The following is a 26,171-nucleotide window of genomic DNA, read 5'->3' as shown; positions in this document are numbered from 1 at the left end:
AAACCGACTTGCCCAAGGCGCTGCTTTTGATCAGCTTTTTGCTGTCTTGAACCGGTAGGTCTTCAAGCCGGTCTTGCCGTGACCTTCCACCAGGAACAGGCCGCCGGACAATGTGTCGGGTTCGACCGCGGTCGGGTCAGCGGGCTGCTTGATGCTGGTGACGATCAAATGGTCCAGATCCGGGCCGCAGAAGCAGGGCATGGTGGGCTTGTCGACCGGAAGCTTGATGGCGGCAAGCAGGTTGCCGTCCGGGGCAAAGCAGTTTAGAACGCCTGCGGATACCCCTGCGCTCCAATAGTTGCCTTCGGTGTCGACCGCTGCGCCATCCGGCCGTCCGGTGTCGTTGGTCTGCTGGGCGTACAGCATCTTGGAGCCAAGTGCACCGGTCTCCGGGTCGAAGCCGTAATATTCGATCCAGCCGGGGGAGGTGTCGGAGTGGTACATGTAGGTACCGTCCGGCGTCCACGCGAGCCCGTTGGAGCATTGCAGTTCGTCACGGATCTCGGCAACGTCGCCGCTACCGTCGACCCGGTAAAGACCGGCAATCGGTTCACGCGGTGAGCTGGTGTCCATGGTGCCGACCCAGAAGGCCCCATCCGGACCGACCTTGCCGTCGTTCAGCCGTGTGCGCGGCTCATCAGCCTGAACTTCCGCCAGAACCTCGCTGGCACCGCTTTCGGGATCGAACAGAACGATCTTGTCCCAAATGCTGACAATCAGGCGATTGTCATCCGTCAGGCCGAAGGAACCGACTTCATTGTCGAATTGCCATGTGGTGATCTCGCGGCTGGCCCAATCCATGGACTGGATGGAGCGGCCCTGGATGTCGGCCCAGAGCAAGCGGTTCAATCTGTCGTCCCAGGTCGGGCATTCTGCAAGCTGGTAAGTCGTATCGATGAAACGGGTGATCGTATGGGTCACCGGAGCGGGTTCCTTGAAAAGCCGGGCAGTTGAATGGATGCGGACTATACCTGCCAGTGCTGGCTGCGTCGAGACGCTGGATTTAGTGGCGGAATTGCAGGCGGTTTGGTTGTGGACCGGTCCTGAAAGGAACTCATGTTTCGCCGTTCAGGGGAATCGCCGTGCGTCTGACGATCGGCCGGATGGCGAAGGACGATTTCATTCTGAGAACGCCTGGGAGCTGGGCAAGGTGGTCGCGGTGGATGCGTTCGAAGTCGATCGGGTCCCGGGCCGAGAGGCGCAGGATGTAATCGGCATCACCTGCCATCAGGAAACACTCCATGATTTCGCCGGACCGGGCCACGGCGCGTTCGAAATTCTCAAGCGTTTCCTTGGACTGGCCGGTCAGCGAGATTTCCACGAAAACGTCCATGTGCCGGCCGAGTTTCTTCTGGTCCAGAAGCGCGACGTATTTTTCGATGATGCCGGCCTCCTCCAGCGCGCGCATGCGCCGCAAACAGGCGGAAGGGGAAAGCCCCACCTTTTCCGCCAGGTCCGCGTTGGCGATGCGGCCGTCGCTTTGCAGAACGTTCAGGATCTTCTGGTCGAGGCGATCGAGTTTCATTTTGTTGCACCGCACATAATGCCGAGTTCAAGATAATACATAGCAGATAATTTGAAGAAATATCAATTCGACACAATAAAATTGCGCGTATTTGAATGGAGGCCCCCGGGAACGCAAGCACATTCGACGAAAACAGGCGTAAAATCGTCGGCAATCAATAATGTTTCCAGAGGAGTCGAGTTATGCGCATTGGTGTGCCGAAAGAAATCAAAAACCACGAGTATCGGGTTGGTCTGACCCCGAACAGTGTTCTTGAAATGGTGGCTCATGGCCACGAAGTTGTCGTTGAAACCAATGCCGGTGTCGGCATCGGCGCCAGCGATGCCGACTACGAAGCAGCAGGCGCGAAGATCCTGGCAACAGCCAAGGAAGTCTTCGATGCCGCGAACATGATCGTGAAGGTCAAGGAACCGCAGGCCGTCGAACGCGCCATGCTGCGCCCCGACCACATTCTCTTCACCTATCTGCATCTCGCGCCAGACGCGGAGCAGACCGCGGACCTGGTAAAGTCCGGTGCGACCTGCATTGCTTATGAAACCGTTGTCGATGCTCGTGGTGGTCTGCCGCTTCTGGTGCCGATGTCCCAGGTTGCCGGCCGCCTGTCGGTGATTGCCGGCGCCAAGGCGCTGGAAAAGGCCCAGGGTGGCTCCGGCACGCTCGTGGGCGGTGTTCCCGGCGTCGAACCGGCCAAGGTCGTTGTCATCGGCGGCGGTGTGGTCGGCTCGCATGCCATTACCATGGCGCTTGGCCTCGGAGCCGATGTCACCGTTCTCGACCGGTCTACCGCCGTTCTGGGCAATCTCTCACAGACGTTCGGTCCGGCACTGAAAACCGTCTATTCGACCAAAGCTGCCCTGGAGAAACATGTGCTGGAAGCCGACATGGTCGTCGGTGCGGTGCTGGTTGCCGGTGCGGCGGCACCAAAGCTGGTTTCGCGCGAGCTGGTCAGCCGCATGAAGCCGGGCTCGGTTCTCGTTGATGTCGCCATCGACCAGGGCGGCTGCTTCGAGACCTCCAAGGCAACGACGCATTCCGAGCCGACCTACATCATCGATGAAGTCGTTCACTACTGCGTTGCCAACATGCCGGGCGCCGTGCCGAAGACGTCCACCTACGCGCTGAACAACGCCACCCTGCCGTTCGCTCTCGCACTGGCAGACAAGGGGGCCAAGAAGGCGCTGCTCGATGATCCGCACTTCCTGCCGGGCCTCAACGTGATCGGCGGTCAGGTGACCTGTGAGGCGGTCGCAACCGCTCTCGGCTATGCCTACGTCGATCCGAAGGTTGCTCTTGAGCAGGCCAAGGAAAGCGCTGCTGCCTGATAAGGGGACTTCGCTTCAAAGAATTGAAAAGCCGGTCCGTTGGGCCGGCTTTTTGCTTTCTCAGCGGGATTTTGGACTGACGTGACAGCGGTGAGCCCGTGACCTGCTGTTCTGTGCAACTTGCGTCGAAAATGTCCGGCTGTTCCGCAGGTTATTGCATTCCTGATTTCGCAGGGGGCAAACAAACCTTATTGTCGTGCGAAAGGGTTTACGGGCAGCGGACCTTGTAAGGTGTGCCCTGTTCATCCGTGGCAATGCAGTTGCGCGGGGTGGTGACGACACCGATCAGGCCGCCACCGACGGCGCCGAGAGCGGCACCGGCAAGGGTCGCGTTCACCGTGGAACCGGCAACGGCGCCGATCGTGGCACCGGTTGCCGCACCGAGACCTGCCCCGATCAGCATCCTGTCCCGTTGACTTTCGGTGTTGGCGCAGCCTGTCAGCACAATGGCGAGACTTGCGGCTGCAAGGACGGATCTCATCCAGAACCCCTTGGCGAAAAACATGTGTCTGCCAAGGGTGGAGATCTATGGTTAACAGTTTCTTACCAAGGCGGATTTATCCAAGGCAGATCCTGAAAGCAAAACGGGCAGGCCCATGAATCCATGGGCCTGCCCGGTATTGTCGCTAAATTCGTCCGCTCTGACGGTGGTCAGGACGACAGAGAGCCTGGCCTTACGGGCAGGCGACTCGGTAAGGGTTGCCATACCGGTCATGCGCCACGCAGTTTTTCGGCGTGGTCGCAGCGCCGATAACAGCGCCACCCGCAGCACCGATAGCGGCACCGGCGAGAACCGGAGCTGCACCGGCACCGGCAGCGGCACCGACAATGGCGCCGGTCGCGGCACCAAGGCCACCGCCGACAAGCGCGCGGTCTCTCTGGCTGCTTGACTGACAGCCGGCGAGGGCGGTGGCCGCAAGGGCCACCAGCAGGATCTTTTTCATTTCGTAAACCTGTGAAGACCCGATCGACTCAGGTCAGTTGAGATCAGGGGCAGGCGACGCGATACGGGTTGCCATACCGGTCGTAGGCGACACAGTTCTTGGGTGTCGTTGCGGAGCCGATGATGGCACCGCCTGCAGCACCGATTGCCGCACCGGCGAGTGCCGGGCCGACGCCGTTACCGGCGGCGGCACCGATCACGGCGCCGGTTGCCGCACCAAGACCGCCGCCAACAAGCGCGCGGTCTCTTTGACTGTCAGACTGGCAGCCTGCCAGAAATGCGGCCGAAGCGGCAATCAGAAGGAGTTTCTTCATGGTTTTCTTCCCAACGGTCTATTACCGAAACGAAAAAGGATCGCTCCCGATTACGGGCAAGCGACCCGGTAAGGATTGCCGTAGCGGTCGTAGGCGACGCAGTTTTTCGGAGTCGTTGCGCTGCCGACAATTGCACCACCGGCTGCACCGATTGCACCACCAACCAGGGCGCCGCCGACATCGCCGGTTGCCGCAGCACCGATTGCTGCACCGGTTGCCGCGCCAAGACCACCGCCTACGAGGGCGCGGTCGCGTGAGCTATCGGATTGGCAGCCCGCCAGGGCAAGGCCTACTGCTGCGAGCAGAACTAGTTTTTTCATGAAATCAGTCTCCCTGTCGGACCGCAACCTCGGCGGGTCGAATGTATAAAATCTTTCCAAGCCTAAGCTGCTTTGCACGTTGGGGCAATCTCTGTTTGCCACAGCCGGCCCGTGTTCATCGTGAATACCAATTAGAGTTCTTCAACGATGTGAACCAGATAGGGCCGGTTGGGCAAAATTATGACGAGATCGCCTCACGTATTAACGCGTAAACAAAGGTGTGGTTCCCGCGTCAACTTTTCAGGGCGGCAAGCAAGCCTTTTGTCGAGGCGTCCTTGGAATCTGCAGAGACTTCGCCCTTGACCATAGGCAGCAGGGCAGTGGCCAGTTCCTTGCCCAGTTCCACGCCCCACTGGTCGAAGGAGTTGATTCCCCAGATGACGCCTTCAACGAAAACCCGGTGCTCGTAAAGGGCGATCAGGCGGCCGAGTGCGAAAGGTGTCAGCTGGTCATAGACAAGGGTCATGGAGGGCCTGTCACCCGGGAACACCTTGTGGGGTGCCAGACGATCGACTTCGTCTGCAGCCATTCCGGAAGCGCTGAGGAGTGCCTTTGCCTCGTCAAGCGTCCGGCCGAGCATCAGGGCTTCGGACTGGGCCAGGCAGTTCGCGACCAGAAGGTCGTGATGATGTTTCAGGTCTTCTTCATGGCCGTTGGCGGCAATCAGGAATTCACACGGGATGACAGTCGTGCCCTGGTGCAGGAGCTGATAGAACGCGTGCTGACCATTCGTGCCTGGTTCGCCCCAGACCAGTGGACCGGTTTCCTCGGTCACGGGACTGCCGTCCAGCTTCACGCGCTTGCCATTTGATTCCATGTCGAGCTGCTGCAGGTACGCGGGCAGGCGAGACAGGCGCTGGTCGTAGGGCAGGACGGCGCGGGCGGAAAGGCCAAGCGCGTCCCGGTTCCAGACGCCGATTAACGCCATAAGAACCGGCAGGTTTTTTTCAAGCGGTGCTTCAGCGAAATGGGTGTCCATCGCATGGGCGCCGGACAGAAAGTCACTGAAGGCGTCCGGTCCGATGGCGATCATGAGGGGCAGGCCGATGGCCGACCAGACGGAATACCGGCCGCCGACCCAGTCCCAGAAACCGAAGACGCGGCTTTCGTCAATGCCGAAGGCGGCTACCTTGTCGAGGGCGGTCGAAACGGCTGCGAAGTGGTCGCCGACAGCCTCTTCGCCAAGAGTACCGGCAATCCATTTGCGCGCGGTCTGCGCGTTGGTCATGGTCTCGATGGTGGTGAAGGTTTTCGAGGCGACGATGATCAGCGTTGTGGCCGGGTCGAGTTTTTCCAGCGTATCGGCAATATGAGCGCCATCCACGTTCGAAACGTAGTGCAGCTCCGGACCGTCATGATAGGGGCTGAGCGCGATTGTCGTCATGACCGGCCCAAGGTCCGAGCCGCCAATGCCGATGTTGACCACGTCGGTAAAGGCGTCGCCGGTGGATGAGGTCAGATCGCCGGAGCGGACCGCTTCGGCAAAATCTGCCATCGCGTCCAGAACCGCACGTACATCGGGCATCACATCGGCACCGTCGACCAGAACCGGCTGGTCCGACTGGTTGCGAAGCGCCGTGTGCAGGACGGCGCGCTTTTCGGTGCCGTTGATCTTCTCGCCGGCAAACATGGCCGCACGTTTGCCTTCCACATCCGCAGCACGGGCAAGGTCGAGCAGCAGGTTGAACGCCTTGTCGTCGATCCGGGACTTGGAATAATCGAGCAACAGGTCGTCTGTCCTGGCGGAGAATGTGTCGAACCGGTCGGGGGCGGCCGCAAACAGTTGCCGCAGGGAGGTACCCTTCAATTGTTCCGCCTGCCGGTTGAGAGCCTCAAATGCTGCTTCTAGCGCCATGAACAATCCTCTTAAATCGATTTAACAGCTTGTTTTCGCGCCGACGCGCGCGGGGCATCCATTAGCATACCCGCCCGGCCAGGGGGAGAGGAAATTCAAGGAGAATGCCGCCGGAAACAGGCAGGTGGTTTCCGGCGGTTGAAGGCCGATCAGTTGGAAATAGGGGCCAGCAATTCAGGGGCTGTCACAAGTTGGCGAATGCCGTGGGAATGATCTTCCTTGAAGACGTTGCCTTTTTCCGCCCAGGCGTTGAGCGAGTTTATGTCCAGCTTGGCGCATTGCGGATGCACGCTCCAGGTCACCTGAAGCGGGGAGCAGGTCGCCTGGGTGAAGCTGGGCCCTGTTGTCGACCCGATGAAGGTGACCGGTGTGCCAGTGCCTTCCGGCAATGACTTGGCCTGATGCAGGCCATTCACGATGTTGCCGTCATAATCGAAGTCGAGAAAGCTCAGTGCCTCGGGATCATTCACGACAAGGAAGACCTGGGCCTCGACACGAAGTTGCGGATTGGCGCAGGCATCGCTCAGGCAAGAACCAAGTCCTTCACCCGGGGTGATGTTGCAGGATGTATGCACCCAGTGGACTTCGATCGTGTCGCCGGGCTTGACCCCGTGGAAAGATGACCCTGAGGGTTCTGCCAATTCAGCCTCGGTCAGGTCGGCGGTCTCGTTGCACTTGTAACCGCCATGATCTCCATCGCCGGCAAAGACGGTGAAGCCAGGCCCCTTGTGTTCCGCGTTGGTATGCGTGTGGATGTTGCACAGGTTCAGCTTGTCGGCGGATGGCGCTATCGAGACAGAGGAGGTGTTCAGCCCCGCAGTCTGAGAGATATCGCGTGGAGTTTGTGGGCCGAAACCCTGACAGAGCTCTTCTGCCTGAGCCTGGGAGAGAAAACCGAGGCCTGCGAGGGCCGCAAATGTAAGTCCGATGTATTTCGCCATGGGAATCTCCTGCAGATGTGGTTGAGGCAGGCTGTTGGGCGCATTTCAAGAAAAAGCAGCCGAAGTGGCGTGGATGATTTGAAAGCGCTTTCGACAGGAACGCCAATTGCAAAAATTGCTCAGGGTAAATGACCGGTCAGGGGAAAAAGCCCCGAAGTTGGCGGAAAACAACGATAAATTGAATTGTCAGACTGTATTTTAAGTGAAATGAAAGTTTGCTCAAGGTAAACTAAATCTATGAATTCCGAAAACAAATCACACGGTCTGACCCATCTGCTCGATCAACCTGATGCCGAGGAAGAAGTCCTCGTGGTTGATTTCGACAATCTCTCGGTCATCAACGCGGTTGCATCCAACGTCAGCGAGTGGGGCTTCCGGTTGACCTCTCCGGATATCGGCGAGCTTTACAAGAACATCGGGGTTCGGCCCAAGGATGCAAGCAAACTGGTGAAGGCTCACGTCACTTCCGTGAAGGGCAATGATGCCGCGGTGGTCTTCGCCAAGAGCGAGAAATCCGTTTCGGACAAGCGTCGCGAAAAACGGAACAACGTCAGCATTCCGGTAAAGATCGCAGACCTGGACGGAATTACGGAAATCAGTGGCACGATCGTTGATGCGGGCAAGAACGGTTGCCGCATAACTGCCAAAGGTCTGACAGCGCTTCCAGAGGAAGTTCTGCTGACGATGAAAAAATTCGAAAGGCCCGTCGTCGCCGAATTCGCCTGGCGCAATGACACCTCTGCCGGCATGCGTCTCTTGTGGGATCGGACGCTTGAGCAGGACGACGATCACGGAGACGACGACGAAGAGAGCGATGGCACCTCCGAAACGGATACCGAAGAAGCCCAGAGCGTCTGACATCGCCCGCTTATACTGCGGTCGGCGTGTGTCCCAATCAACTTCCCACAATTGACTGAACTTCCCGCGAGGACGTGAAGGAAACGCGGCGAGCGGTGGTTTCACGCGTCCATCCGTACCTTGGGGACTGGGCGAGTGTTCGGCCTGTCTTCGAAAAGGGGATTGTCACTTTTTTCAAAAATTTAGTTTTTAATCCGGAACTTCTTTCTCTCTCGGTTGTTCTCACAGTAACCGCCTCATCAATAGCAATACTGATGTTGCCGGCTTGGGAAATCACAGTGAGAGGAAATAATATTATGAAACGGATTATCACCGCTACCGCGATGTCCTTGATGCTGACAACATCACTTTACGCGGCAAACGAAGTAAAACCGCTCCAGACTTATGAATTCAATGAGTCTGCAAACATGAGTGATGTTCTTGCATCTGATCTGATTGGCATGCGGATCTACTCGGTCGAAGAAAACTATGACCGGTTCAACGAAGACTATCAGGCTCAGGCTGACGAAGAAAAAGACTGGGACGACATCGGTGAAGTCAACGATGTGATCCTTGGCTTCGACGGCTCGGTAAAGGCCGTTATCCTGGGTGTCGGTGGCTTCCTTGGTATTGGCGAGAAAGACATCGCCCTTCCGATGGAGCAGCTGAAGGTCGTCCGCGAGCAGGATGACGCCGATAGCTACTTCCTGGTGGTCAACGCCAACAAGGACGTGCTGACCAATGCTGCGGCGTATGAGAACCCGTATGCTGACGAAGCGGAAACGGCTGCCACACAGACTTCTGAAGGTATGGAGAAGCCTGCTGATACGGCAATGACGACGGAAACCGACACGTCGACCGAGACCGCGATGAGCCAGGATAGCGACGCCGGCGTGACGGCTGCTCCGGAAACTGCAATGGCACCCCAGACCGATGCTGAGGGTCGTGCGCTTCTGCCGCGTGCCGAAGTCGAGCGTGAAGGCTACACCGAAGCGGTTGTTGCCGAACTTACGGCCGACGATCTTGAAGGTGCCACCATCTACGACGCCAACGATGAAGACATCGGTGAAATCGATTCTCTCATCGTGAGCCAGGACGGTACCATCGAAAAGGTCATCCTTGATGTTGGCGGCTTCCTGGGTATCGGCGAGCGTGAAGTTGCCGTCACCTTTGACGAGCTGCAGATCATTCGCAACGAAGACGGTTCGGACCTGCGCGTCTATGTAGGCGCCACCAAGGAAGAACTGGAAGCTCAGCCGGACTACGTCGCTGAGTAAGAGTAGTGGACTGCTCCGGGTGTCATCACCCGGGGCAGCCTGACACAGCGTCCGGTTCTATCGAGATCCTTCCCGATATCCGGACGCCTATCCCGAGACAGATGGCTTCAACAGGCGTCTGTCACTTTCTCAAACCTCAACACATGCAGCAGTTGGCCGGAAGCCTCCGGTCGAGAAGCTGACTGCACCCTGACTGGAGTGATGAAAATGAACTGGGACATTATCGAAGGCAATTGGAAACAGGTTAAAGGCAAGGCCCAGGAACAGTGGGGCAAGCTGACCAACGACGATCTGGACCGGATCGAAGGCAATCGCGACCAGCTTGCCGGCAAGATCCAGGAGCTCTACGGCAAGTCGCGCGACGAAGCAGAGCGCGAAGTCGATGAGTGGGCAAGTCGCCACTGATCGTCGAACAGATGAAAAAGAGCCGGGCGATCCGTCGCCCGGCTCTTTTCGTTCGAATTTGCTGATCTGCTGGTTGCTGATCAGATTTTGAGGGCAGCTGCCGCCTTTGCGCGGGTTTCAATGCCGGACCAGTCGTCCTCCGCAATCGCCTTTGCGTCCGCAATCCAGGAACCGCCAACGCACAGGACGTTCGGCAGTTTCAGATAGTCCGGAGCCTTGTCGAGACTGACGCCGCCGGTGGGGCAGAATTTGGCCGCCGCCAGCGGGGAGGAGAGAGACTTGAGGTAGGACGCACCACCTGCCTGTTCGGCGGGGAAGAACTTCAGCCGCTCATAGCCACGTTCCAGCAGGAACATGACTTCCGATGCGGTGGCTGCACCTGGAAGCAGAGGCACGCTGTGCTGGTCGGCTGCGTCCAGCAGGTTGGCGGTTGCGCCAGGAGAGACGATGAAACGGGCACCTGCAGAAACGGCGGCATCATATTGATTGCCGTCCAGCACCGTGCCGGCGCCTACAATCGCGCCTTCCACGTGCTCGTTGACCGCGTTGATCGCTTCCAGGGCATGGGCCGTGCGCAAGGTGATCTCGATGGCAGGCAGGCCGCCGCGCACAAGCGCTTCGGCCATGGGGACGGCCTTCCTGGGGTCTTCCACGATCAGCACCGGGATAACCGGTGCCGCGCACATTACCTTCTCGATCTTTTCAATGTCCTGGGCCATATCGCCTCCAAAATCTCTTTCTTGTCGTCCCTGCACCGACCGCGGCTGGAGCAGATCGCAGACACTATCGTGCCGAATTCACCTGGCAGATCCGGACCTGATCCTTACTCACCAAACACATGCGCGCCAGTGTCGGCCGAACCAACTGCACCGCGGAAGGCGGCGAAAAGGTCCCGGCCGGTGCCGAACTGACTCTGGCTCAGGTCAGCTTCCGCCAGCGGGCGGGCGTTGAATTCGGCTTCGTCGACCAGTACTTCCAATTTACCCGTCACCGCATCGACGCGGATCATGTCACCGTCACGGATTTTGGCGATCGGGCCGCCGGCAGCAGCTTCCGGGGTCACGTGGATTGCCGCCGGGACCTTGCCGGAAGCACCAGACATGCGGCCGTCGGTAATCAGGGCGACCTTGTGGCCGCGGTCCTGAAGGATGCCGAGGCAAGGCGTCAGCTTGTGCAGTTCGGGCATGCCGATGGCCTTCGGGCCCTGGAACCGGACCACGGCGGCAACGTCGCCGGTCAGTTCCTTGTTGTTGAAGGCGGTCAGGAAATCGTTCTGGTCGTGGAAGACGCGGGCAGGTGCCTCGATGATGTGGCGTTCCTTGGCAACGGCCGAGATCTTGATGACGGCCTTGCCCATGTTGCCGGTAAGCATCTTCAGGCCGCCCGTCGGCTGGAAGGCCTTGGCAACGGGAGCCAGCACCGTTTCGTCGCCGGAGGTCTCAGGAACTTCTTCGCGTTGCACGTTGCCGTCTGCGTCGAGTTTCGCTTCCACGGTGTAACCGGAAAGGTCGGTGCCGTAGACGGTCTTCACGTCCTGGTGCAGGTAACCGTCACCCAGTAGTTCGCGGATCAGGAAGGCAAGGCCACCGGCGGCCTGGAAGTGGTTCACATCGGCCTTGCCGTTCGGATAGACGCGGGCCAGAAGCGGCACGACATCGGAGAGATCGGAGATGTCGTCCCAGGTCAGCCTGATGCCTGCAGCAGCAGCAATTGCCACCAGATGCATGGTGTGGTTGGTCGACCCACCCGTGGCGTGCAGGCCGACAACTCCGTTGACGATCGCCTTTTCGCTGATGACTTCACCGGCGGGGGTGAACTCGTTGCCGAGGGCGGAAATCGCGATGGCGCGCTTGGCCGCTTCCCTGGTCAGGGCGTCGCGCAGGGGCGTGCCCGGATTGACGAAGGAGGCACCCGGCATATGCAGGCCCATGATCTCCATCAGCATCTGGTTGGAGTTGGCCGTGCCGTAGAAGGTGCAGGTGCCTGGCGAATGATAGGCGCGGGACTCGCTTTCCAGCAGGGCGTCACGCCCGACTTTGCCTTCGGCATAGAGCTGGCGGATCTTGGCCTTCTCGTCGTTGGAAATGCCTGTCGGCATCGGACCAGCCGGAACGAACACGGCCGGCAGATGGCCGAAAGAGAGGGCCGCGATGGCAAGACCGGGAACGATCTTGTCGCAGATGCCGAGAAAGACCGCTGCATCGAACATCTGATGCGACAGGCCGACGGCAGCAGCCATGGCGATCACATCGCGGGAAAACAGCGACAGTTCCATGCCGTCCTGCCCCTGGGTGACACCGTCGCACATGGCCGGAACGCCGCCGGCAACCTGGGCAACCGCGCCGATTTCGTGTGCGGCTTCGCGGATCAGGGCCGGATAGGTCTCGTAGGGCTGGTGGGCCGACAGCATGTCGTTATAGGAGGTGATGATGCCGAGGTTCGGTACCACGTCGCCGGAAAGGGCCTGCTTGTCGGAGAGGCCACAGGCGGCGAACCCGTGTGCGAGGTTGCCACAGGACAGGCGCGAACGCTGCGGGCCCTTGTCGGCGGCCTTGCCGATGCGGTCCAGATATCTTGAGCGGCTGTCGTGACTGCGTTTGACGATCCGTTCGGTGACGTCGCCAATGCGATCCTGGATGGTCATTGCTTCAAATCCTTTGCTAGCCGCGCCGCGGCCTGGCTGGTCCTATGTCCGGCACATAGGGCGTTGCGGCGAGCTTGCCGCTCTCTAATCGATTTAAGAGGCCGGAAACGCGCAAGGCCGGGCCTTGCGCGAGTGATATCAGTTGCTGTCGTCTTCGGCCCAGGTGCGGCCGTCACGCTCGACCAGAGCGATGGAGGCGGACGGACCCCAGGTGCCGGCGGTGTAGCCTTTCGGCGTTTCCTTGGAGGCTGCCCATGCAGCCTGGATCGGGTCGATCCACGCCCAGGCGGCGTCAACTTCGTCACGGCGCATGAACAGGGTCTGGTTGCCGCGGATCACGTCCATGATCAGGCGTTCGTAGGCATCCGGGTTACGCACCTTGAAGGCTTCGGCAAAACTCATGTCGAGCGGAACCTGACGCAGGCGCATGCCGCCGGGGCCGGGGTCCTTGATCATGATCTGCATCTGGACGCCTTCATCCGGCTGCAGACGGATGATGAGGCGGTTGGCGGTGATCGCCCCGGCTTCCGCGTCGAAGATCGAGTGCGGGATCGGGCGGAACTGGACGACGATTTCCGATACACGCTGCGCCAGACGCTTGCCGGTGCGCAGGTAGAAGGGCACGCCGGCCCAACGCCAGTTGGCGATTTCCGCCTTCAGGGCGACGAAGGTTTCCGTCCGACTTTCGTTGTTGCCGAGTTCTTCCAGGTAACCGGGAACCGCACCTCCGGCCGAAGCTCCTGCGCGGTACTGGCCGCGCACGGTCAGCTTGTCGATGCTCTGCTCGTCGATCGGGGCAAGAGCTTTCAAAACCTTCAGCTTCTCGTCGCGCACGCTGTCGGCGTTCATGCTTTCCGGCGGCTCCATCGCAACAAGGCAGAGCAGCTGCAGGATGTGGTTCTGCACCATGTCGCGCAGGGCACCTGCGGTATCGTAGTAGCCGGCACGGCCACCGGTGCCGAGCGACTCGGCCACGGTGATCTGGACGTGATCGATATGGGCCGCGTTCCACAGCGGTTCGAACAGGGCATTGGCAAAGCGCAGGGCCATCAGGTTCTGCACCGTTTCCTTGCCGAGATAGTGGTCGATACGGAAGATCTGGTGTTCGTTGAACACAGCACCGACCGTGTCGTTGAGCGCCCTGGCGGACTTGCCGTCCTTGCCGATGGGCTTTTCCATGACGACGCGGGAATGATCGTTGACGACGCCGATACGGCCGAGGTTCTCGCAGATTGTGCCGAAGAGGTCCGGGCCGACCGCAAGATAGAAGGCGCGGATGACTTCAGGGCGTTCGTCCAGGATGGTTCTCAGATCTTCAAAGCCATCGCCTGTGGCGATGTCGATCTTGACGTAGCGCAGGCGCTTCAGGAACTGCTGAAGATGCTCGTCGTCCAGATCCTTGACGTGTTCTTCAAGCGCGGCCTTGGCATAGTCGCGATAATCGTCGTCGGAATAGTCCCGGCGAGCACTGCAGATGATACGGGCGTTTTCCGGCATCTGGCCGTCCGCGTCGCGGTGGTAAAGGGCAGGCAGAAGCTTGCGGTGGGCGAGGTCTCCGGAGGCTCCGAAAACGACGAGGTCGAATTCTTCAACTTCAATGACGCGTACCGCCATAAAACATCCCTTCTCACAGCTGCCAGTCCGATGGGCCGCTCCGGCCTGGACCGTTTTCGACTGCCTTTTAAATCGATTTAATTGTCTTGTCAGCCCCTCATTTCAGGGCCGACCACTCTTTTTCCAGTTCGCTCCTGCGCGGCAGATCCGCTCCCCGTCGGGAGCAAGTGATGGCAGCTGCCCCGACAGCGAAGTCAAGAAGACGATTTAGCTGGCCGGCGTCAAGGGCTGCAAGCGCATCACGGTCGGTTGCACCTAGATGTTTCAGCCCTGCAAGCAGGGCTGCCTGGAAGGTGTCGCCCGCGCCAACGGTGTCTTCAACGGTTACCTTGATGCCCGGGCGGCTGACTTCGATGCCTTCGGCAAATGCGGTTGCACCGTCGCCACCCCGTGTGACGATGACCAGCGAAGCCCCCATGCCGAGCCAGGCGCGGGCAATGGTTTCGACGGGTTCACCGGGAGCGATCAGGGCAAGGTCTTCGTCCGACACTTTGACGACATCCGTCAACGGAACAAGGCTTTCCGTATTGCGGCGCCAGAGCGCCATGTCCGGTACCACGGTCGGGCGTATGTTCGGGTCGAAAGAGACCAGCGTATGGTCTCGCTCGCGTTCGATCAGAGCCCTGAAGGCGGCCGAAACCGGCTCGACCAGTGCCGTGTAGGACCCGATGTGCAGAAACAATGGCGGTTCGTCGAACTGCGGCAGGTCATCGACGGTCACCATGCGGTCAGCTGCGTTCTCGCCGTAGAACGTATAGGCAGGAGAGCCGTGCTCATCCTTCTGGACGAGGCTGAGCGTCGTCAGGTAATCAGTCCTCAGGATATAGCGTTCCGAAACGCCTTCACTGCGGAACTTCTGGGCCAGACGTTCGCCAAGGGCATCGCGTGAAATGCCGCCGAAAAACCCGGCGTCCTCTTCAAGGCGCGCCAGCCCCATGGCCACGTTGAAGGGGGATCCGCCGATACGGGCGTCGAAAGAAACACTGTCGCCGGAACCGGCTTCTCCAAAGAGATCGAACAGTGCTTCGCCGCAAATCAAAAACATATACGTTCTGGTCTTTCGTCGTTTGTCAGGAACCGCATCGACGGCGGATTCATGGCTTTGTGTCATTTCGCGGCAGCGGCCTTTCAGACCACCGCCTCATCCGAAGGAGGCCCGCAAGGCGCCGAACTCGCCGCCCATCCTTCGAGACGAACCTTTCGGTTCTCCTCAGGATGGGGTGTGGGGAGGAGTGGGCTGAACCCGGTGTCTCCTGCCACCTTATTGGTTTCAACGAGGCGCGCCAATGGCGCTCGTTGCATGTGTCTTCTCTGCCCCTACAACGGCTCATCAAACCACCACCTCATCCTGAGGGGGCCATAGGCCCGTCTCGTAGGATGGGCCGCGAACTATGATTTGCCGCCCATCCTACGAGACGAACCTATCGGTTCTCCTCAGGATGAGGGTTCGGGAGGGAGAGGTGCTGAACCCGGTGTCTCCCGTTCCCTTATTGGTTTCAACGAGGCGCGCCAATGGCGCTTGTTGCATGTGTCTTCTCTAACCCTACAGCGGCTCATCAATCCACCACCTCATCCTGAGGAGGGCCATAGGCCCGTCTCGAAGGATGGGCCACGAACGCTGATTTTACCGCCCATCTTTCGGGATGAACCTTTCGGTTCTCTTCGGGGCGAGGTCCCGGGTAGGAGGCGCCGGATGAAGGCACCTCCCGTTTTTCTTCCCAGGCCTAGGCCGCCATGCTGTCCGGCGGATCCATGGCTCCGGTCATGATCGCCACCGCATCGGACATGGAAAAGTCCGACGGTTTGATGACACAAGCCCGACTGCCCAGCCGATGAATGTGGATACGGTCGGCAACCTCGAAGACATGGGGCATGTTGTGACTGATCAGCACGATGGGCAAGCCCCTGGCCCTGACATCCTTGATCAGCTCCAGCACGCGCCGGCTTTCTTTGACGCCGAGAGCGGCGGTCGGCTCGTCCATGATCACGACCTTGGATCCGAAAGCGGCCGCCCGTGCCACCGCCACACCCTGGCGCTGACCGCCGGAAAGCGTTTCAACGGCCTGGTTGATGTTCTGAATGGTGAGCAGCCCAAGTTCGTTCAGCTTTTCGCGGGCGATCTCTTCCATCTTCTTTCGGTCCAGCTGGCGCAGCCAGGTGCCGCGGAAGCCAGGTTTCTTCAACTCACGGCCCATGAACATGTTGTCGGTGATCGACAGGGCAGGGGACATGGCCAGGGTCTGGTACACCGTCTCGATCCCGGCTTCGCGGGCATCGATGGGCGAGGTGAAGTGGACGGGCTTGCCATCGAGCAGGATCTCTCCGCCATCAGGCTGCACGGCTCCGCTGAGAGCCTTGATCAAGGTGGATTTGCCGGCCCCGTTGTCGCCGATCACGGCGAGGATCTCGCCGGGATAGAGTTCGAAGTCGGCTCGGTCCATGGCCACGACACGGCCGTAGCGCTTGACCAGTTTACGCGCTTGCAGGACAGGTTCCATCACACAGATACCTTTCTGATCCATTGGTCGATCGCAACCGCGCCGATGATGAGGATGCCGATCAGCAGGTAGGTCCACTGCGCATCGGCGCCGAGCAGGCGCAGGCTGAGCGTGAACACACCGACGATGAGTGCGCCGAACAGGGTGCCGAGCACGGATCCACGTCCGCCGAAGAGCGAGATGCCGCCGATCACCACGGCCGTGATGGATTCGATGTTGGCAAGCTGACCCGTGGTCGGGGAGACCGAGCCGATGCGGCCGATCATCGCCCAGCCGGCGAAGGCGCAGATGAGCCCGGACAGCATGTAGACCGATATCAGAACCTTCTTCACCTGCACGCCCGAAAGCTGCGCGGCTTCCGGATCGTCGCCAACGGCGTAGACATGCCTGCCCCAGGCTGTCTGACGCAGGGCGTAGGCCAGCACCAGCACCAGAAGCACCATGAAGATGACGCCATAGGTGAAGACTGCGCCGCCGACATTGACCTTGTTGCCGAAGAACTGAAGCAGCGGTGCCACTTCGGCGATTTCCTGCGACCGGATGGTCTCATTGGCCGAATAAAGGAAGTTGGTGGCAAGCACGATTTGCCACATGCCGAGCGTCACGATGAAGGGGGGCAGCTTGACGATGGCGACAAGGAAGCCGTTGAGATACCCGCAAAAGGTACCGCAAATAAGGCCGCAGACGATGGAGACCTCCACCGGCAAACCATAGCGGAAGGTGAACTGCCCCATGACGACGGAGGACAGCACCATGATCGCGCCGACCGACAGATCGATGCCGGCGGTCAGGATGACGATGCTCTGTGCTGCCGCCACGATGCCGACGATCTGGACCTGCTGCAGGATCAGCGTCAGTGCGAAGGGGGAGAACAGTTTCGATCCGAGCAGCAGCCCGAAAACGACAAGGGAGAGTACCAGGACGATCAGCGGAACCAGTGATGGGGTCTGGTGCAGCGTGTGCTGGATTTTATGCCCGATCCCATGACGTTCGTCATCGAATGAGGCGACAGCTTGCGGTCCGGAGGTGGCAGCGGATTCGTAGTCCGCCGGCCCCTTGGCCGTTTTGCTTTCTAAGGTCATGCCCGTTTAACCTTCTTTGCGCCGGTTTTGAAAAAAGGGGCAAGGTCGCCCATGCCCCTTTTGATCTCGTCCAGGGGTGTCTTAGCCCCAGCAGAGATCCGTTCCCTTGGCGGTGTCGATGGATTCGACGCCTTCAACCGGCTTGTCGGTCACAAGGGCAACACCGGTATCGAAGAAGTCCTTGCCTTCGGTCGGCTCCGGCTTGGTGCCATTGTCGGCCCAGGCCTTGATGGCCTCGATGCCGAGCGATGCCATCAGCAGCGGATACTGCTGCGAGGTGGCGCCGATAACACCGTCCTTGACGTTCTGAACACCCGGGCAACCGCCGTCGACAGAAACGATCAGCACGTCGTTTTCGCGGCCGATGGCCTTCAGTGCTTCATAGGCGCCGGCAGCAGCGGGTTCGTTGATCGTGTAGACCACGTTGACCATCGGATCCTTGGCAAGCAGGTTTTCCATGGCCTTGCGGCCACCTTCCTCGTTACCTGCGGTCACGTCGTTGCCGACGATGCGCGGATCGGTTTCGTCACCCCACTTGTTCGGGTCGCCAAGCTCGATGCCGAAGCCCTGCAGGAAGCCCTGGTCACGCAGCACGCCGACGGTTGGCTGGCTGATGCCGAGATCAAGCATGGCGATCTTGGCATTGGCTGCCTCGTCGCCCAGGCTGGCCGCGGCCCACTGGCCGATCAGCTCACCCGCCTTGAAGTTGTCGGTGGCGAAGGTTGCGTCGGCTGCGTCGATGGGATCGAGCGGCGTGTCGAGTGCAATCACCAGAAGGCCGGCGTCGCGCGCCTGCTGGACAGCCGGCACGATGGACGACGTGTCAGATGCGGTCAGCAGGATGCCCTTGGCTCCGTCAGCAATGCAGGTTTCGATCGCTGCCACCTGGGTTTCATGGTCGCCGTCGATCTTGCCTGCGAAGGACTTCAGTTCGATGCCGAGTTCTTCAGCCTTTGCGGTAGCGCCTTCCTTCATTTTCACGAAGAACGGGTTGGTGTCCGTCTTGGTGATCAGGCAGGCGGAGATGTCTGCTGCGACTGCCGGAGTGGCAGCCATGGCGGCGAGAATGGAACCGGTCGCGAGTAGTTTGCGGATCATTTGCGTTTTTCCTCCCTGGCCAATTCAGGTTGAACGGTTGGGTGTGGCCAGATGTGACCCCAACCGTGCTGCCCGTGCCGGAAAGCTGGCTCTATCCTCCGAGCTGCCAGCCCCGGCGGGTCCGGTGTCTTTCCCGCCCGTCAGGATTGCTGCCCTGGGCGAGAAATTGAAGAATTGCGGCAGGCTGGCTGCGCCGATGGCGCCTGCGTCGTGGCCAAAGCTGCCGATTTCGATGTCGGGTGAATGGCGTTTCTCAGGCGCGGCCTTTTCCACGGCCTTCTTCAAGGCGGCCCGGAACGTTTCCGGGAACGGGCCACCAAGGTCGCCGTCGAGGACGACCAGAGGAACGTCCAGAAGCGCATAGGCCGAGCGTAGGGCAAGTGCGAGCGCTTCGGCGCAGTCTTCCAGCCACTCGGTGTATTTCGGATCTCCGGTTTCAACCGCGTGCTGCAAGTCGGAACGGTTGAGCTTTGGAAAATCTTCCGGCGACATGTGTCGGGCGAGTGCCACCAGCGATGCGCGGGTCAGCAGCAGGTCCCAGGAATTGCGGGCCTTTGGTGCGGTGGTCAGCGTGCTTGGCGGAACGGGGATCATGGCGACGTCGCCTGCGTTGCCGGATACACCGCGCACCACATCGCCCTTCAGGATCAGGCCGCCACCGATAGCAGGCCCAAGGAAAAGGTAGACGAAATTGTCGTTCTGCCGGCCCAGACCGTAGAAGAGTTCGGCCACCGCGGCTGCCGTGCCGTCGTTCTCGCTGAACACCGGCAGGCCGGTTGCCTTTTCAAGGGCGTCGGTCAGGTCGAAGTCTTCCCACTTCATGAAATCGGCCTGGGGCAGGCCCAGTTCATGCAGCCAGGCACCGAGGTTGAACGGTTGCGCCAGGCCGATGCCGGTGATGCGGGACTGGTCTTCCTTGCTCAGATGCTGGCGCAGGAATTCCAGATCGTCCTTGAGGATTTCCATGGCCTCTTCGGGCGCGGGCAGGATCATGTCATGAAGCCGGCGGGCAATCAGCTGGCCGGAAAAATCCATCAACACGGTTTCCATGTTGGTCCGGTCCAGCCGCACCCCGAAAGAATAGGCGCCGCGCGGGGCAAGCCGGAGAATGGTTGCCGGTTGCCCGCGGCTGCCGTCGTGACGCTTGCCGGCTTCCACGATCAGCCCTTCCTCGATGAGGTTCTGGATGATGGCGCCGATGGCCGCGTTCGTCAGCTGTACCGCCCGGGCGAGTTCCGCCTTGGAGGCCTCACCGGCACGCCGAAGGATCTGAAGTACGATGCGTTCGTTGTACCGGCGCAATTGCGCGGAATTCGAACCACGGCCGCTTTTTGGCGTGTCCTCCACCGGTCTTGCTCCTCCCCAGGAACTGCCTGCTCTCGTCGGCGGCATCAGAATAAATAAGTTTGATAAAATTATTCGCCCAAGTGGCCCGGCTGTCAATCGCAATCTGTTTTGCAACGCACGTTTTCGATATTGTGGCGCGGTAAGTCTCTGCGCAACAACACGAAAAATTCTCGCCTGCCTCGGTAACATTTTTCCGGCAGGGGCCGGTCTGGCACATCCGCGCAGCCTGGGTGCGCACGGGATTGACGGGCGATCCGTATTTCAGCTCTTTCGTGCAGGACATCCTAACACACCTTCGCGAAATCGTTGCCGGAGCTTTCAACATCCGTATTGTCGGGGAGGGACGAGAATCGGAGACAAAAAAATGCCGGCCACACATGACGAAGCGTTTCTTGAACGGGCGATTGCCGCTGGAGCAGGGGAACGCCCTGCCGATCTGGTGATAAAGAATGTCAGCCTGTTCAGCGTTGTCGACGGATCCACTGTCGAAACGGATATTGCGATCGTCGGTGACAGGATCGTCGGCACGCACGGGCAGTATGAAGCCGCGGAAACCATCGACGGCAGCGGACTGACCGCCGTTCCCGGTTTCATCGACACGCATCTTCATGTGGAATCGTCTCTGGTCACACCGTTCGAGTTTGACCGCTGCGTGCTGCCGCACGGTGTCACCACCGCCATTTGCGATCCGCATGAGATTGCCAACGTTCTGGGTGCCGAAGGGATCCGCTATTTCCTCGACAGTTCTCTAGAAACGGTGATGGACCTCAAGGTCAATCTCTCGTCCTGCGTTCCCGCAACGGCTTTCGAGACAGCCGGGGCCTGCCTGGAGATCGAGGACCTGCTGCCGTTCCGCGATCATCCAAGCGTGATCGGCCTTGCTGAATTCATGAATTTTCCAGGTGTGCTTGCGCGCGATCCCAAGGTGCTGGCAAAGCTTGCCGCCTTTCAGGACGGTCATATCGATGGCCATGCGCCTCTGCTTCAGGGTATCGGCCTCAACGGTTATCTGGCCGCAGGCATCCGCACCGACCACGAGGCAACCTCCGCCGAGGAGGCGCTGGAAAAGCTCGCCAAAGGCATGACGATCCTGATGCGGGAAGGCTCCGTTTCCAAGGACCTGGAAGCGCTGGCTCCGATCCTGACACCGGATGTTTCGGCTTTCGTCGCACTGTGCACGGACGACCGCAATCCGCTGGATATCGCCGAAGAAGGCCATCTCGACAGCATGATCCGCCGCCTGATCGCCAAGGGCATTCGTCCGCTCGACGCCTATCGGGCCGCAAGCTGGTCGGCGGCCAATGCCTTCGGCCTGAAAGACAAGGGCGTGATCGCCCCGGGCAAGCGCGCAGACATTGCGCTGCTGAGCGACTTTGCCGATTGCCGCGTGGTGCAAGTGATTTGCGGCGGCGTTCAGGCGACGGACGAAGCCTTTGCAAAAAGAACCATTGTCCCGCCGGTTGGCCTCGACAGCGTCCATGTCGGCCAGGTCACCGCGTCGAAGTTCGACGTTCCGGCGCGCAACAGCGAGGCCGACGTCATCGGCGTGGTGCCGGGCAGGATCATCACCGAACACCTGAAGCGCACCCTGCCGGTGACCGGCGGCAAGACGCTGGCCGATCTTGATCAGGATGTGCTGAAGGTCGCTGTCGTCGAACGGCACAAGGGCACGGGCAACATCGGCCTCGGTTTCGTCAATGGTTTCGGCATGAAACAGGGCGCAATTGCTTCGTCCGTCGGCCATGACAGCCACAACATCTGCGTGGTTGGCGCGGATGAGGAAGCCATGGCCCACGCGGTCAACCGGGTGATCGCCATGAAGGGCGGATTTGCCGTTGCCGACAAGGATGGTGTGAAAGCCGAACTTGCCCTGCCGCTGGCGGGACTGATGAGCCTGGAGCCGTTCGAAACGGTGAAGGAGGAACTGGAGCACCTGCGCGCCGCCGCCAAGGATCTCGGCTGTACGCTGGCCGAACCGTTTCTGCAGGTCGCCTTCCTGCCTTTGCCGGTCATTCCGCATCTGAAGATCACCGATTTTGGCGTCTTCGATGTCAACAAATTCGAACTGATCGATCAGGGGAGTTGATGCGCGCCTTCAGTACTGGCGCAATCGTGCTCGAAAACGTGCCCATTTCCGCGCGGATCGCAACGCCAGAAACAGGAGGACAGCTCCGGCAACAAGGGACCAGAACAGGATCTGGCTGTCGAGAGAAAACCTGTCCAAACTGCGGGTGGGATAGGCAATCTTCGGATTGAGTGGCAAATAAGTGACGTTCAGAGCGCCGTCTGTCTCTCGGATGATCTCCCCAGGCTTTATCCTGAAATCCAGAGTTTGGGCCGGTGCGTTCGTTGGGTTGATTTCAACGACGATCCTTTCGTCGTGCCAGCTTTTGAAGTTCTTGAAAGTGTTCCGGTAATTGGAACGATAATGCGCCCAAGCCTTGTCCCCATCGGGCGTGTCGTTGATAATGACCAGAACCTTGCCGGGGGTGGTTTCGCCAAAGCCCTTCAGAAGCCAGTACTTCAAACCGCTGTCGTGGTGGAAATAAATTGAGATCGCGACAGCGCTAGCTACAAAAAACAGGATGGCCAGGTGAAGCGCGTGGCTGTCTTCTGCCGCTTCTTTCGGGTTATACAAAGGCAACACCTTTCGTTCGAGTATTGCACCAAGATATGCACCTAAAAGTAGCAGTGACGCAATTCCTCAAGACAAAAATCTATGGGTCTGGTTCGCTCCAGCGTTCGGAATGCGCGCGACACCTTCCTGCCTTTGCCGGGCATTTCGCATCTGAAGATCACCGAATTCGGTTTCTTCGATGTCAACAAGCTCGAACTGGTGGATCAGGGGAGCTGAAACAGGTCTTTCGATGATCCTCACTCTTGCCGTTTCCGGATACCGCTCGCTACGCGACATCGTCCTACCGCTCGACCGCATCACCCTGGTGACGGGTGCGAACGGCAGCGGCAAGTCGAGCCTTTACCGGTCGATCCGTTTGCTGGCGGAAGTCTCGCAAGGCCAGGCGATTGCCTCGCTGGCTGCGGAAGGTGGCCTCAATTCGACGCTCTGGGCGGGGCCTGAAGCTTTTTCCAGGGCAATGAAACAGGGCGAAGTGCCGGTTCAGGGAACCGTGCGCAAGGGTGTGGTCAGTCTGAAGCTCGGCTTTGCCGATGAGGACTACGGCTATGCGATAGATCTCGGTCTGCCGGCGGACGCCGGGCGGTCGCTGTTTTCCATGGATCCGGAAATCAAGGCCGAGGCCCTGTGGGCCGGCGAAGCCTTGTCCCGTTCGAACGAGATTGCAGCCAGAAACGGCCCGACGGTACGGGTTCTCAATGCCCAGGGTCAACGCATACCGGTTTTCCAGAACCTTGCCCGCTTCGACAGCATGATGACCCACGCCGCCGATCCGAAAGACGGTCTGGAACTTCTGGTCATGCGCGAGCGCATGCGTGCCTGGCGTTTTTATGATCACCTGCGCACCGACAGGGACGCTCCTGCGCGGTTTCCCAAGATAGGAACACGGACACCTGTGCTGAGCGGGGATGGCGGGGATCTGGCAGCCGCTCTTCAGACCATCCTGGAAATTGGTGACGAGCGGGCCCTGGAAGAGGCTGTCGATGATGCGTTCCCCGGAGCATCCGTCAGGATTTCGGTCAACGACGGCTATTTTGAACTGCTGATGCAGCAGAAGGGGCTGTTGCGCGAGCTACGGGCCAGTGAATTGTCTGACGGAACGCTCCGGTATCTCCTGTTGACGGCGGCGCTCCTGTCGCCGCGCCCGGCGCCCTTGGTGGTGCTGAACGAGCCCGAGACGAGCCTCCACCCGGCATTGCTGGAGCCTCTCGCCCGGCTGATTGCACGGGCCGCGGAAAAGACGCAGGTGATCGTCGTTTCCCATGCGGAAGAACTGGTGTCCGTGCTGTCGTCGGAAAGAGGCTGCATGCGCTACGATCTGCGCAAGGAACTTGGCGAGACGGTTGTGGATAGCGCTGACACACCTCGCTGGAACTGGCCAAAGAGATAAACCGCCTGTTTTGCGGAGTTGTCTATAAGTTTTTGATTTGACGTCTCTATTGCCAACCGGCTCAGCCGGCTTATCTTAAGCGGATGGTTCTTCACGCGCAAAAAAACGACGAGGTGTCGTTACGTCGCGAGTTGACGTGAACGGAAGGTTGCGTCATGTCAGAAGAGACCCAAAGAGGTGACGCCTCATTGGTGGCCGGGCCCTTGAGGAGGACCATTTCGCGGTACGGATTTTGTCCGGATCACGAAATTTCAGGATAAAGGCCCGTCCGCGCAGTGAAGCGATAAAACGCGTTGGAGAACGTAATGACGACTGCGGAGGAGTGGAACGCGGCGTTCAAGCCCCGTCCAGTACACGAGTATCTCGAGACGACCGTTGCCCAATACGGGACCCGTCCTGCCTGTGATTTCATGGGCAAGGTGTGGACCTATGCCGAATTCGGCGCGCTGGTCGACAGGACGGCTGCCGGACTGCAGGCGATGGGCGTCGGCCCGGGTGTTCACGTCGGCCTGTGCCTGCCAAACACGCCTTTCTACACGATCTTCTATTTCGCGGTTCTGAAGATCGGCGCCACGGTCGCCAACTTCAATCCGCTCTACGTCGAGCGCGAACTGTCGTTCCAGGCGCGAGATGCCGATGTGCGCATCATGGTGACCATGGATCTGAAGGTGATCTACGACAAGGTCGAGGAGGTTCGCAGGGAACGGGCGCTCGACAAGATCATTGTCTGCCCGATGGCCTGGTGCCTGCCGACGATCAAGAAGGTGCTGTTCAGTCTGTTCAAGCGAAAGGAACTGGCGGACATTCCCCGTGATGACGCCCACATTCGTTTCGAAGACCTGCAGACGAGGGGAGACAAGCCCAGGCCGGTCGCAATCGATCCGGCAAACGATATTGCGGTGCTGCAGTATACCGGGGGCACCACCGGCGTTCCCAAGGGCGCGATGCTGACGCACAGAAACCTGTCGGCCAATATCGAGCAGATGCGCTGCGTCTTCGAAAAGGCGCGGCCGGGCGAAGAAAAGATGCTGTGCGTTCTGCCGTTCTTCCACGTCTTCGCAATGACGGTGGGGCAGAACCTGTCAATCATTTTGGGCGCTGAAATGGTGCTGCAGCCGCGCTTTGAGCTGAAGTCGCTGCTGGAAGCGGTCAAGCGCAAGAAGGTAACCCTCTTTCCGGGTGTGCCGACGATCTACACGGCCATCAACAACTCGCCCATGACGGAGAATTACGATCTGACCAGCATCAGGATCTGCTTGTCGGGCGGCGCGCCGTTGCCGGTGGAGGTCAAGGAAAGCTTTGAAAAGATCACGGGCTGCATTCTGGTGGAAGGGTACGGCCTCACCGAAACGTCGCCAGTTGCCGCGGTCAACCCGCTGGACGACAGCCGCCGGGCGGGTTCCATCGGAAGGCTGGTGCCGGGGACCAGTGCCCGCTTCGTGAGTATCGAGGACCGTGAAACCGTGGTTCCGGCAGGCGAGAAGGGCGAGTTGCTGCTGCATGGGCCCCAGGTGATGAAGGGCTACTGGAAGCGCGAGGACGCGACCGCCGAGACCATCACCCATGACGGCTATCTGCATACGGGTGATGTTGGTTATCAGGATGATGGCGGCTTCATCTATCTGGTCGACAGGATCAAGGACCTGATCCTGTGCTCTGGATACAACGTCTATCCGCGTGTCATCGAGGAAGCGATCTACCAGCACGAGGCCGTGGACGAGACCATCGTCATTGCCGTGCCGGATGCCTATCGCGGCCAGAGCCCGAAGGCCTTCATCAAGCTGAAGGAAGGTCATGCGCTCACCGCCGATGACATGAAGGCCTTCCTGAAGGACCATTTGTCGACGATCGAACTGCCAAGAGACTATGAGTTCCGTGACGAGTTGCCGAAAACCATGGTCGGCAAATTGTCGAAGAAGGAACTGGTCGAGGAAGAAGCCCAGAAGCGGGCAGCGGCGGAAGCCCGGAGCGCCTGAGCGCACCGTTCCTGAAAACACCGGAAGCGCTCTCAATCGAGCGCTTCCGTGCAATGCTTTCTGTCTAAACCGACACAATTTTCATGTCACGCAGAGCGGGTTTCCACCTGACAAGCAGTCACACTGCTGTCGCATAAACCCGTTGCAA

At 59.7% G+C, this 26,171-nt stretch carries 25 protein-coding genes; 8 read left to right on the top strand and 17 right to left on the bottom strand.

All coding sequences use genetic code 11. The annotated features are described in order from the left end of the window. Window positions 1-30: 30 nt before the first annotated feature. The gene (locus tag HCG46_RS02530) at window positions 31-921 is read right to left on the bottom strand and encodes an SMP-30/gluconolactonase/LRE family protein (protein WP_168684456.1); all 891 of its coding nucleotides are present in this window, start codon (window positions 919-921) and stop codon (window positions 31-33) included. Between the two features lie 133 nt (window positions 922-1,054). Next, entirely contained in the window at window positions 1,055-1,525 is a 471-nt protein-coding gene (locus HCG46_RS02525; RefSeq protein ID WP_023000605.1) for an Lrp/AsnC family transcriptional regulator, read from the bottom strand. Between the two features lie 182 nt (window positions 1,526-1,707). Between HCG46_RS02525 and ald the strand changes: the two genes are divergently transcribed. Next, complete coding sequence (gene ald / locus HCG46_RS02520) at window positions 1,708-2,847, top strand: alanine dehydrogenase (RefSeq protein WP_023000606.1); 1,140 nt, start codon at window positions 1,708-1,710, stop codon at window positions 2,845-2,847. Between the two features lie 208 nt (window positions 2,848-3,055). Here ald and HCG46_RS02515 read toward each other — a convergent pair whose 3' ends face one another. From HCG46_RS02515 to HCG46_RS02490, 6 genes are all read right to left on the bottom strand, one after another. Beyond that, window positions 3,056-3,328 (bottom strand): hypothetical protein, encoded by a 273-nt coding sequence (locus tag HCG46_RS02515; RefSeq protein ID WP_006932815.1) that lies wholly within the window; start codon window positions 3,326-3,328, stop codon window positions 3,056-3,058. A gap of 193 nt (window positions 3,329-3,521) precedes the next feature. Beyond that, window positions 3,522-3,791: a lipoprotein gene (locus tag HCG46_RS02510; protein ID WP_055655350.1), complete on the bottom strand. Its 270-nt coding sequence runs from the start codon at window positions 3,789-3,791 to the stop codon at window positions 3,522-3,524. Window positions 3,792-3,834: 43 nt separating this feature from the next. Beyond that, window positions 3,835-4,104, bottom strand: a complete 270-nt coding sequence (locus HCG46_RS02505) for a glycine zipper domain-containing protein (protein ID WP_023000609.1) — start codon at window positions 4,102-4,104, stop codon at window positions 3,835-3,837. A gap of 50 nt (window positions 4,105-4,154) precedes the next feature. After that, window positions 4,155-4,424 carry a glycine zipper domain-containing protein gene (locus HCG46_RS02500; protein WP_055655348.1) on the bottom strand — a complete coding sequence of 90 codons (270 nt, stop codon included), beginning with the start codon at window positions 4,422-4,424 and terminating at the stop codon, window positions 4,155-4,157. Between the two features lie 232 nt (window positions 4,425-4,656). Beyond that, a complete protein-coding gene (gene pgi, locus HCG46_RS02495; RefSeq protein ID WP_075284427.1) occupies window positions 4,657-6,279 on the bottom strand; it encodes a glucose-6-phosphate isomerase in 1,623 nt (540 codons plus the stop codon). A 149-nt stretch (window positions 6,280-6,428) separates the two neighbouring features. After that, on the bottom strand, window positions 6,429-7,220 hold the full coding sequence (locus HCG46_RS02490; protein WP_168684454.1) for a delta-class carbonic anhydrase: 792 nt from the start codon (window positions 7,218-7,220) through the stop codon (window positions 6,429-6,431). Between the two features lie 237 nt (window positions 7,221-7,457). Between HCG46_RS02490 and HCG46_RS02485 the strand changes: the two genes are divergently transcribed. From HCG46_RS02485 to HCG46_RS02475, 3 genes are all read left to right on the top strand, one after another. Then, the gene (locus HCG46_RS02485) at window positions 7,458-8,078 is read left to right on the top strand and encodes a PilZ domain-containing protein (RefSeq protein WP_208992463.1); all 621 of its coding nucleotides are present in this window, start codon (window positions 7,458-7,460) and stop codon (window positions 8,076-8,078) included. A gap of 296 nt (window positions 8,079-8,374) precedes the next feature. Continuing rightward, entirely contained in the window at window positions 8,375-9,334 is a 960-nt protein-coding gene (locus tag HCG46_RS02480; protein WP_209009286.1) for a PRC-barrel domain-containing protein, read from the top strand. A gap of 207 nt (window positions 9,335-9,541) precedes the next feature. Further along, complete coding sequence (locus tag HCG46_RS02475) at window positions 9,542-9,739, top strand: CsbD family protein (protein WP_031269168.1); 198 nt, start codon at window positions 9,542-9,544, stop codon at window positions 9,737-9,739. An 80-nt stretch (window positions 9,740-9,819) separates the two neighbouring features. On the opposite strand, the gene eda is transcribed toward HCG46_RS02475, so the two are convergent. The 8 genes from eda to HCG46_RS02435 all read right to left on the bottom strand — a co-directional run bounded on the left by eda (window position 9,820) and on the right by HCG46_RS02435 (window position 20,022). Further along, complete coding sequence (gene eda, locus HCG46_RS02470; protein WP_168684452.1) at window positions 9,820-10,458, bottom strand: bifunctional 4-hydroxy-2-oxoglutarate aldolase/2-dehydro-3-deoxy-phosphogluconate aldolase; 639 nt, start codon at window positions 10,456-10,458, stop codon at window positions 9,820-9,822. Between the two features lie 104 nt (window positions 10,459-10,562). Beyond that, on the bottom strand, window positions 10,563-12,383 hold the full coding sequence (gene edd, locus HCG46_RS02465) for a phosphogluconate dehydratase (protein WP_062488222.1): 1,821 nt from the start codon (window positions 12,381-12,383) through the stop codon (window positions 10,563-10,565). A 138-nt stretch (window positions 12,384-12,521) separates the two neighbouring features. Then, the gene (zwf, locus tag HCG46_RS02460; RefSeq protein ID WP_055655338.1) at window positions 12,522-13,997 is read right to left on the bottom strand and encodes a glucose-6-phosphate dehydrogenase; all 1,476 of its coding nucleotides are present in this window, start codon (window positions 13,995-13,997) and stop codon (window positions 12,522-12,524) included. A 97-nt stretch (window positions 13,998-14,094) separates the two neighbouring features. Beyond that, window positions 14,095-15,042, bottom strand: a complete 948-nt coding sequence (locus HCG46_RS02455; RefSeq protein WP_168684450.1) for a carbohydrate kinase — start codon at window positions 15,040-15,042, stop codon at window positions 14,095-14,097. A 679-nt stretch (window positions 15,043-15,721) separates the two neighbouring features. Further along, complete coding sequence (locus HCG46_RS02450) at window positions 15,722-16,519, bottom strand: ATP-binding cassette domain-containing protein (protein WP_208984213.1); 798 nt, start codon at window positions 16,517-16,519, stop codon at window positions 15,722-15,724. Further along, a complete protein-coding gene (locus HCG46_RS02445; protein WP_023000621.1) occupies window positions 16,495-17,577 on the bottom strand; it encodes an ABC transporter permease in 1,083 nt (360 codons plus the stop codon). The genes HCG46_RS02450 and HCG46_RS02445 overlap by 25 nt, the downstream gene beginning before the upstream one ends. 81 nt (window positions 17,578-17,658) lie before the next feature. After that, entirely contained in the window at window positions 17,659-18,675 is a 1,017-nt protein-coding gene (locus HCG46_RS02440; protein ID WP_168684448.1) for a sugar ABC transporter substrate-binding protein, read from the bottom strand. Between the two features lie 24 nt (window positions 18,676-18,699). Further along, window positions 18,700-20,022, bottom strand: a complete 1,323-nt coding sequence (locus HCG46_RS02435; RefSeq protein ID WP_201030462.1) for an ROK family transcriptional regulator — start codon at window positions 20,020-20,022, stop codon at window positions 18,700-18,702. A gap of 364 nt (window positions 20,023-20,386) precedes the next feature. Between HCG46_RS02435 and ade the strand changes: the two genes are divergently transcribed. Beyond that, window positions 20,387-22,108 carry an adenine deaminase gene (ade, locus tag HCG46_RS02430; protein WP_168684446.1) on the top strand — a complete coding sequence of 574 codons (1,722 nt, stop codon included), beginning with the start codon at window positions 20,387-20,389 and terminating at the stop codon, window positions 22,106-22,108. A gap of 9 nt (window positions 22,109-22,117) precedes the next feature. Here the strand turns inward: ade and HCG46_RS02425 are convergent, their stop codons facing one another. Further along, complete coding sequence (locus tag HCG46_RS02425; protein WP_023000625.1) at window positions 22,118-22,660, bottom strand: hypothetical protein; 543 nt, start codon at window positions 22,658-22,660, stop codon at window positions 22,118-22,120. A gap of 81 nt (window positions 22,661-22,741) precedes the next feature. Between HCG46_RS02425 and HCG46_RS28500 the strand changes: the two genes are divergently transcribed. The 3 genes from HCG46_RS28500 (at window position 22,742) to HCG46_RS02415 (ending at window position 26,023) form a co-directional block, all read left to right on the top strand. Beyond that, window positions 22,742-22,876: a hypothetical protein gene (locus tag HCG46_RS28500; RefSeq protein WP_023000626.1), complete on the top strand. Its 135-nt coding sequence runs from the start codon at window positions 22,742-22,744 to the stop codon at window positions 22,874-22,876. Window positions 22,877-22,889: 13 nt separating this feature from the next. Then, complete coding sequence (locus HCG46_RS02420; RefSeq protein WP_055655328.1) at window positions 22,890-24,047, top strand: AAA family ATPase; 1,158 nt, start codon at window positions 22,890-22,892, stop codon at window positions 24,045-24,047. Between the two features lie 305 nt (window positions 24,048-24,352). After that, a complete protein-coding gene (locus tag HCG46_RS02415; RefSeq protein ID WP_168684444.1) occupies window positions 24,353-26,023 on the top strand; it encodes a long-chain fatty acid--CoA ligase in 1,671 nt (556 codons plus the stop codon). Window positions 26,024-26,171 lie beyond the last annotated feature (148 nt).

It is taken from the genome of Labrenzia sp. PO1, assembly GCF_012273635.1.
Classification (GTDB): domain Bacteria; phylum Pseudomonadota; class Alphaproteobacteria; order Rhizobiales; family Stappiaceae; genus Roseibium; species Roseibium algicola.
The sequence above is the reverse complement of the archived record's forward strand: the minus strand, read 5'-3'. Positions and strand labels throughout refer to the sequence as shown.

Bases quoted from the DNA above. Each gene is read 5' to 3' on its own strand.
- HCG46_RS02525 (WP_023000605.1), bottom strand. From the start codon at position 1,525: ATGAAACTCGATCGCCTCGACCAGAAGATCCTGAACGTTCTGCAAAGC.
- ald (WP_023000606.1), top strand. From the start codon at position 1,708: ATGCGCATTGGTGTGCCGAAAGAAATCAAAAACCACGAGTATCGGGTT.
- HCG46_RS02515 (WP_006932815.1), bottom strand. From the start codon at position 3,328: ATGAGATCCGTCCTTGCAGCCGCAAGTCTCGCCATTGTGCTGACAGGC.
- HCG46_RS02510 (WP_055655350.1), bottom strand. From the start codon at position 3,791: ATGAAAAAGATCCTGCTGGTGGCCCTTGCGGCCACCGCCCTCGCCGGC.
- HCG46_RS02505 (WP_023000609.1), bottom strand. From the start codon at position 4,104: ATGAAGAAACTCCTTCTGATTGCCGCTTCGGCCGCATTTCTGGCAGGC.
- HCG46_RS02500 (WP_055655348.1), bottom strand. From the start codon at position 4,424: ATGAAAAAACTAGTTCTGCTCGCAGCAGTAGGCCTTGCCCTGGCGGGC.
- pgi (WP_075284427.1), bottom strand. From the start codon at position 6,279: ATGGCGCTAGAAGCAGCATTTGAGGCTCTCAACCGGCAGGCGGAACAA.
- HCG46_RS02490 (WP_168684454.1), bottom strand. From the start codon at position 7,220: ATGGCGAAATACATCGGACTTACATTTGCGGCCCTCGCAGGCCTCGGT.
- HCG46_RS02485 (WP_208992463.1), top strand. From the start codon at position 7,458: ATGAATTCCGAAAACAAATCACACGGTCTGACCCATCTGCTCGATCAA.
- HCG46_RS02480 (WP_209009286.1), top strand. From the start codon at position 8,375: ATGAAACGGATTATCACCGCTACCGCGATGTCCTTGATGCTGACAACA.
- HCG46_RS02475 (WP_031269168.1), top strand. From the start codon at position 9,542: ATGAACTGGGACATTATCGAAGGCAATTGGAAACAGGTTAAAGGCAAG.
- eda (WP_168684452.1), bottom strand. From the start codon at position 10,458: ATGGCCCAGGACATTGAAAAGATCGAGAAGGTAATGTGCGCGGCACCG.
- edd (WP_062488222.1), bottom strand. From the start codon at position 12,383: ATGACCATCCAGGATCGCATTGGCGACGTCACCGAACGGATCGTCAAA.
- zwf (WP_055655338.1), bottom strand. From the start codon at position 13,997: ATGGCGGTACGCGTCATTGAAGTTGAAGAATTCGACCTCGTCGTTTTC.
- HCG46_RS02455 (WP_168684450.1), bottom strand. From the start codon at position 15,042: ATGTTTTTGATTTGCGGCGAAGCACTGTTCGATCTCTTTGGAGAAGCC.
- HCG46_RS02450 (WP_208984213.1), bottom strand. From the start codon at position 16,519: ATGGATCAGAAAGGTATCTGTGTGATGGAACCTGTCCTGCAAGCGCGT.
- HCG46_RS02445 (WP_023000621.1), bottom strand. From the start codon at position 17,577: ATGACCTTAGAAAGCAAAACGGCCAAGGGGCCGGCGGACTACGAATCC.
- HCG46_RS02440 (WP_168684448.1), bottom strand. From the start codon at position 18,675: ATGATCCGCAAACTACTCGCGACCGGTTCCATTCTCGCCGCCATGGCT.
- ade (WP_168684446.1), top strand. From the start codon at position 20,387: ATGCCGGCCACACATGACGAAGCGTTTCTTGAACGGGCGATTGCCGCT.
- HCG46_RS28500 (WP_023000626.1), top strand. From the start codon at position 22,742: ATGGGTCTGGTTCGCTCCAGCGTTCGGAATGCGCGCGACACCTTCCTG.
- HCG46_RS02420 (WP_055655328.1), top strand. From the start codon at position 22,890: ATGATCCTCACTCTTGCCGTTTCCGGATACCGCTCGCTACGCGACATC.
- HCG46_RS02415 (WP_168684444.1), top strand. From the start codon at position 24,353: ATGACGACTGCGGAGGAGTGGAACGCGGCGTTCAAGCCCCGTCCAGTA.